This window comes from Mycobacterium sp. UM_CSW (genome assembly GCF_000455205.1).
In the GTDB taxonomy this organism is placed as follows: Bacteria; Actinomycetota; Actinomycetes; order Mycobacteriales; family Mycobacteriaceae; genus Mycobacterium.
In genome coordinates this window covers 55,879-62,557 of sequence record NZ_AUWQ01000037.1, presented here as the reverse complement: position 1 = coordinate 62,557, position 6,679 = coordinate 55,879, and the positions used below count along the sequence as shown (strand labels likewise).

Below are 6,679 nucleotides of genomic sequence, written 5' to 3'. Positions count from 1 at the left end.
CTTCATTGAGATTCCTTGTGGTTCGGAGGTTAATGCCTTGGCCGGCCAGAACATGTAGCCGTAGTCTGGGATGCCGGCGCGGGTGGCGATCCTGCGCAGCACGACCGAACCGCTCTGGCCGATGCTGGTTTCGCCGGCGGGCACGCCGGTGACTTTGAGCAGCACCCGCACCGCAGTGTCGTCGAGCACGACGACGGCCAGAGAGTACGGGCTCGGCAGGTCGGGAACCGGGATCCGGATCGTGGTGTGCGTGTACACCGTACCGGTGCGCGGCAACTTCTCGAGCCGGTAGTCCAACAGCTGACCGGCAGCGTCCACACGCAGCCGCGGCGGGGTCAGCGGCACGCCGTCGATGTCGGTCATGTCGTCGTAAATGGCAGCCTCCCAACGCAATTTCGGTTCGAAGGCGCGTGCGTATGCGGGCAATGAGATCGGGATGCCGTTGCCGTCGGCGGTGCGCTGCTTCGGCAGGTCACGCGCGGGCGTCTCATCGCGGCTGACGCGCAGGTCGCCAGCACCCAGGCGCAGCCCCGCGGCCGCGACGCTCGATTGCTCCACCGCCAGTACGACTCCCGTACGTGATTCGTGGACCGCTTCGGCGATCAGCCTGATCACCGCAGACGCGGACGGCGCCGGTTCGTTGGCCGCCCCCCTTGTGTCGATCCCGCCGCCGAGTTCGGCGGCCTTCGCGCCGGCGATCACGGTGACCCGTTCGGATGCCGACAGCCCGAGTCGCGCGAGCGTCGAACGGATGCCGACCTCTCTTTGCAACCGAGGATCGACGTATTGATGCCGGACCCCGTCGGCACCGCGCGCCTGCATTGGCAGGCTCCGGGTCCGCCTCGCGAGCGCGTGCACGTTGGCGCCGCCCTCGTCTGCCCCGAGAAGCACAGCGGCTGCGCCGACGGCCGAATCGTTGTCGTCCGTCGCCACCACCAGCGTGCCGGGGCCACTCGCGACGATCTGGTCCAGGACGGCAGGGGCGCCGCCGAGCACCTCGGTCACCGGAGCGGTCTCCGGTAGCGAGAGCCCGGCCAACAGCACGGCGCCGTTACCACCCTCCAGCAGCGGGAGGTCGCGGGAGATGAGGACCACCCGCTCGGCCGTCGCCGCGGGATCCGCGGCCCTCCCCGCCGCCACCGCCATGGTCAGCGCGTCCTCATCGGGTCCTTTCGCCCGCCGGTTGCCTAGCTGCCAGGGTGGTAGGTACGTGCCTATCGAAGTCAGATGACTCATGCCGCCTCTTTAAGGACCCAGGGCCGCTGGATCCGATTTCCCAATACGCTATATAGTTATATCATTTGTCGCCGCAGGGATGCCACCGGGCCGGGAAAGGAAAACGCGCCGTGGGTAATGATGATCGGCGGAGTCTGGCGGGACGGGTCGTCTTGGTCACCGGCGCCAGCCGCGGCATCGGACGTGACATCGACGTGTGGGTGGCGGCCGGCGGGGCGCGGCTTGCGCTGCTGGCAAAGACCGAGGCGCCGCATCCGAAGATCGCGGGCACGCTACCTGTCGGCCGCAGTGCCGACGCCGTAGGCTGCCGCGAACCATGACACTTTTCGACGCGCTGTGCGCGATGGAGCCGGACCTGGCCGAGCTGCGGGGCTCGGTACGGGACTTCCTGCGTGCAGACCGCGAGGAGTACGGTTGGCAGCCGTCGGTCGATTCCTGGCTGCGAGGCTGGGACGAGGGATTCAGTGCCCGGCTGGGCGAGGCCGGGTTGTTGGGGCTGACCATCCCAGAGAGGTATGGCGGCCGCGGACTCGGCCACCTGGACCGCTATGTCGTCAGCGAGGAACTGCTGGCCAATGGCGCACCGGTCGCGGCGCACTGGGTGGCCGACCGCCAGCTGGCACCGGGCCTGCTGACGTTCGGCAGCGAAGACCAACGGGGGCACCTACTGCCCGAAATCGCCGCCGGCCGACTGTATTCCGCGATCGGCATGAGCGAGCCGGGCGCCGGCTCCGACTTGGCCGCCGCCCAGACGAAAGCCACGCGCGCCGAGGGCGGCTGGCTGCTGCGCGGAACCAAGGTGTGGACCAGTGGCGCCCACCTGGCGCATTGGATTGTGGTGCTGGCCCGCACCAGCCCGGTCGATCCCCATAGGCGGCATGCTGGGTTCAGCCAGTTCCTGGTGCCGTGGGACGCGCCTGGCATCGGCATCAGCCCGATCGCTCTGATGTCGGGTGAGCCCCATTTCAACGAGGTCATTTTCGATGATGTCTTCGTTCCCGACGCCGAGGTGCTCGGCGAGATCGGCAACGGCTGGCAGCAGGTGACCGCCGAGTTGTCGTTCGAACGCAGCGGCCCGGAACGCATCCTGTCCACCGCGCCGCTGATCACCGCAGCGCTGCGTGAACTTGCGGCGTCTCCCCCACCCGATGACCGCACGGCCGAAAAGGTCGGCGAGCTGGTCGCTCGGTTGATTTCGCTGCGCCAACTGTCGATCTCGGTTGCGCGCGAGCTGGCCGAAGGCGGCAATGCCGCCAACCGCGCGGCGCTGGTTAAGGACCTGGGAACGACGTTCGAGCAGGATTCGGTCGGCCGGGTATCCGACTTGATCTGCGAGCCGGACCACGATTCGGCGGTGCGCGACTTGCTCGACACCGCCTGGCTGCACAAGCCGCTGTTCACGCTGCGCGGCGGAACCAACGAGGTGCTGCGTGGTGTCGTCGCCCGCGGGATGGGACTGCGATGAGCCTTCGGCTGGCGGGCGGCGTGTTCGACACCGGGGACGCCGACGACGAGTTCACCGAGTTGCGCCGGCTGGTCGACGACATCGGGAAGCGCTCGTTCGACGCGCGGGTGGGCCAACGGCGCCGCCCGGAACCGTTCGACGACGCCCTGTGGGAGACCCTCGAAGAAACCGGCCTGGCGCGCCTGACGAGCACACCCGATCTCGGGGCCGGACCGGCCGAAATGGCGGTGGTGCTACGCGGTTTGGCCTGCCATGCAGCTGCGGTGCCGATCGCCGAGACCGACCTGCTGGCTGGTTGGCTGGCCGGGGAGGCGGGCGTCGCGACGCCCGAGAGCGGTGCGTTGACGCTGGCCCTTTGCCGGGCCGAGTTTAACGGTTCGCGTATCGCGGGTGTGGCCTCGGAGGTGCCGTGGACGCGCGCGGCGGCGGCCGTGCTGCTGGCCGCCGAGATCGACGACGGTGTCTACGTCGGCGCCCTCGAGCCGGACGACATCCGCGTCGATGACGGCCACAATCTCGCCGGCGAGCCCCGCGATCGGGTCAGCTTCGACGTCGCCGTCGGCTCGTTGCGCCGCCTCGATCCGTCGGTCGGTGAGCAGTTGCGGCGCCGCGGGGCGTTGGCGCGTTGCGTGCAGGTCCTGGGTTCGCTGGACGCCGCGGCGGAGTTGACGGTTGCCCACACCCGAGAACGCGAGCAGTTCGGTCGCCCGCTCAGCAAGTTCCAGGCCGTCCAGCACGCGCTGGCCGCGATGGCTGGCGCAATCGAAACAGCCCGCGCCGCGGCGACTTTGGCGGTGGCCGCCGCCGCCGAATACGGTTTCGCCGCCGAGCAGACGGAGTACGCCGTCGCCGTTGGCAAGGTGGCCCTGGGCGGTGCCGTCAGACCGGTGACCACGATCGCCCACCAGCTACACGGCGCGATCGGCGCCACCGCGGAACATCCGCTGTGGCTGGCGACGCTGCGGGCGCACAGCTGGAGCACCGAGTTCGGCCGCCCGGTCGAATACGCCCGCACCCTTGGTCGGATGGCGCTCGCAGCGGCATCCAAGCCCAAGGCGTTGTGGGACCTGATGATTGGGAACTTTGGCGACCGGTAAATGACAGCAATACCCCGATACGGAGGAGAATCCATGGTAACAACGGCATTCCAAGGCGCGTCCGCGATCGTGAGCGGCGGTGCCGGTGGTCTGGGCGAGGCCACGGTGCGTCGACTGCACGCCGAAGGGCTCGGCGTGGTCATCGCCGACCTCGCCGAGGACAAGGGCAAGGCGCTGGCCGACGAACTCGGCAAGGGCGCGGAATTCGTCAGCACCGACGTCACCGACGAGGACAGCGTGCGCCAGGCCATCGACGCGGCCAACAACTTGGGCACGCTGCGCTACGCCGTTGTCGCCCACGGCGGTTGGGGTGTCGCCCAGCGCATCGTCCAACGCGACGGCCGCCCCGCCGACTACGCAGGGTTCACCAAGACGATCGACTTGTACCTCAACGGCACCTATAACATGCTGCGGCTGGTCGCTGCGTCGGTCGCGGCCACCGAACCGGCCGAGAGCGGCGAGCGAGGCGCCCTGGTGATGACCGCGTCGATCGCCGGATACGAGGGGCAGATCGGCCAAACCGCCTATGCCGCCGCCAAGGCCGGCGTGATCGGACTGACCATCGCAGCCGCGCGCGACCTCGGCGCTACGGGTATTCGCGTCAACACGATCGCCCCGGGCACCATGAAGACGCCGATCATGGAGTCGGTCGGGGAAGAGGCGATCGCCGCATTCTCCGCCAATGTTCCTTTCCCCCGGCGACTCGGCACCCCCGACGAATTCGCCGACGCCGCCGTCTTCCTGCTCACGAACGGCTATGCCAACGGTTCGGTGGTGCGGCTGGACGGCGCCCAGCGGTTCGGGCCCAAGTAACCGAGTTGGAGCAGGATCAACCCGGTCCACCCGGAATTTGACACGCTAATCCGTGGCTCCGCGCAGGGTCGTCGAGGAACGACGTTACGATTCCGCGCCGTGCGCGGGCCATAGCGGGCCCACCAGGCCACGTGCCAACGCTTCCTGCGCATCGAAGATCCGGCTAGTGACCGCCCAGTCCGCGGCCCGCATGCCGCGGTTGCCACCCGTCACCACTCCGACCCGGACAGCCATAGGCCCTTATAGTACAATGAGTTATCTGATTAGTGCCGCGACGGGCGAGCCCAACGGAGAAATTAATGAAGCGCGACATCTTCGAACCCGAGCATGACGAATTTCGTGCCACCGCGAGATCGTTCTTCGAAACCGTCTGCGTGCCGCAGGCCGAGGAGTGGGAGACCCGTGGTTACGTCGATCGTGAGGCCTGGATCGAGGCGGGCAAACTCGGGCTGTTGGGATGGGAGATGCCCGAGGAGTACGGCGGTGCGGGCGTCACGGATTTCCGGTTCAACGCGATCGTCAATGAGGAATTTTGGCTCACCGGCAGCGTCGGCATCGGTCTGGGCGTCCAGAACGACATCACGTCGGGTTACTTCCGCGACCTCGCCACCGAGGAGCAGAAGCGCCGCTGGCTGCCCGGCTTCGTCTCCGGAGAACTCATCACGGCAATCGCAATGTCGGAGCCGGCGGTCGGCTCGGACTTGGCCCGGCTGAAGACGACGGCGAAACGCGAGGGCGACGAGTACATCCTCAACGGCTCGAAGACGTTCATCTCCAACGGGCTTTTGGCCGACCTGGTGATAGTGGCCTGCCGGACCGACCCCGATGCCGAAAAACCCCACAAGGGAATCAGTTTGCTCGTTGTGGAGACCGGCATGCCCGGCTTCAGCCGTGGCCGTAAACTCGACAAGATCGGCCAAAAATCGGCGGACACAGCGGAACTCAACTTTGAAGATGTTCACGTCCCGGTGTCCAATCGGCTGGGTCAGGAAAACCAGGGCTTCTACTACTTGATGCGGAACTTGCCCGCCGAGCGGCTGGGCATCGCGATCCACGCCGCGGCGCAATCGCGTCGCGCCGTCGATCTCACCAAGCAATATGCGCACGACCGCAAGGCTTTCGGTCAGCCCATCGGGACGTTCCAAGTCAACCGTCACGCCCTGGCCCAGATGCACACCGAGATCGACGTGATGCAGACCTATGTCGACCGCTGCATCATGGCGGTCAATTCCGGTGAGCTGACGCCCGACGATGCGGCCGGCGCCAAGTGGTGGGCGACCGAGACCCAGTGGCGGATCATCGATCGTTGCCTTCAGCTTCATGGCGGCTACGGATACATCAACGAGTACGAGATCGCGCGGCTCTGGCGAGATGCGCGGGTCCAGCGAATCTACGGTGGTACCAACGAGATCATGCTCGACATCGTCGGCAAAGGCATGGGCTACTAGCTCGGCGGGGGTGCTGTGAAGCTGCCGGTCGAGCCCGAGCTCGAGAGCCTGCGCGCGGCGATCGCCGCTCGCGCCAAGTCGACGGTGCGTCCACTGGCGGCTCAGGTGGACCGCGAGCAGAAGTTTTCCTGGGAATTGTGGGCCGCGGTGCGCGAGCTGGGACTGAGCCGGATTCACTTCCCGGAGGACCACGGTGGGGACGGGGGCACCTTTCGCGCCTACACGATCGCATCGACCGAGCCGGCCGAGTATTGTGCAGTCGCATCGCTCTATCCGGGCACCTCCATTCAGGTGGCGATGGCGCTACTGCAGCATGGCAACCCCGAGCATTCAAGACGGTTCTTCGCGTTTTGGGCGGCGAAGCGTTGCGGCCTGGGCCTTTACCGAGCCGTCGACCGTTGCGGATTCAGCGCTCAACGAGTCGCCTTCATACCTGGTTATATGTCTGCTCGTCAGGCAGCCGCGGTTGACCCCGAGGCGCCCACCCGGCCAACGAGTCGGTGGCTCAGATCGAGCTCGTCGCTCAGCTGGAACTTTCCGGCGCAGACGCGCCGGAAAATTCCAGCACGACAACTCAGGCCGCCGATGTTGTGGCCCTCACGGAGGTGAGCGCCGGGAAG

Annotated in this window: 7 protein-coding genes and 1 pseudogene; 6 read left to right on the top strand and 2 right to left on the bottom strand. The window is 67.1% G+C overall.

What is annotated here, in order from left to right; translation table 11 throughout:
* A partial coding sequence (locus tag N415_RS14925; protein WP_081665267.1) for an OB-fold domain-containing protein occupies positions 1 to 1,236 on the bottom strand: 1,236 nt, incomplete at its 3' end.
* Positions 1,237 to 1,370: 134 nt separating this feature from the next.
* Between N415_RS14925 and N415_RS30775 the strand changes: the two are divergent.
* From N415_RS30775 to N415_RS14910, 4 genes and pseudogenes are all read left to right on the top strand, one after another.
* A pseudogene (locus N415_RS30775) lies at positions 1,371 to 1,538 on the top strand (short chain dehydrogenase); the annotation flags it as partial.
* 14 nt (positions 1,539 to 1,552) lie between these two features.
* Complete coding sequence (locus N415_RS14920; RefSeq protein ID WP_068183047.1) at positions 1,553 to 2,701, top strand: acyl-CoA dehydrogenase family protein; 1,149 nt, start codon at positions 1,553 to 1,555, stop codon at positions 2,699 to 2,701.
* Positions 2,698 to 3,798, top strand: coding sequence for an acyl-CoA dehydrogenase family protein (locus N415_RS14915; RefSeq protein WP_068183042.1), 1,101 nt, complete (start codon positions 2,698 to 2,700; stop codon positions 3,796 to 3,798). Before N415_RS14920 ends, N415_RS14915 begins: the two co-directional genes overlap by 4 nt.
* Before the next feature lie 33 nt (positions 3,799 to 3,831).
* Positions 3,832 to 4,611: an SDR family oxidoreductase gene (locus N415_RS14910; protein ID WP_068183038.1), complete on the top strand. Its 780-nt coding sequence runs from the start codon at positions 3,832 to 3,834 to the stop codon at positions 4,609 to 4,611.
* 84 nt (positions 4,612 to 4,695) lie between these two features.
* On the opposite strand, the gene N415_RS31935 is transcribed toward N415_RS14910, so the two are convergent.
* The gene (locus tag N415_RS31935; protein WP_161630313.1) at positions 4,696 to 4,845 is read right to left on the bottom strand and encodes a hypothetical protein; all 150 of its coding nucleotides are present in this window, start codon (positions 4,843 to 4,845) and stop codon (positions 4,696 to 4,698) included.
* Between the two features lie 65 nt (positions 4,846 to 4,910).
* Between N415_RS31935 and N415_RS14905 the strand changes: the two genes are divergently transcribed.
* Complete coding sequence (locus tag N415_RS14905) at positions 4,911 to 6,059, top strand: acyl-CoA dehydrogenase family protein (protein ID WP_068183035.1); 1,149 nt, start codon at positions 4,911 to 4,913, stop codon at positions 6,057 to 6,059.
* Positions 6,060 to 6,074: 15 nt separating this feature from the next.
* On the top strand, positions 6,075 to 6,668 hold the full coding sequence (locus tag N415_RS14900) for an acyl-CoA dehydrogenase family protein (protein ID WP_068183031.1): 594 nt from the start codon (positions 6,075 to 6,077) through the stop codon (positions 6,666 to 6,668).
* Positions 6,669 to 6,679 lie beyond the last annotated feature (11 nt).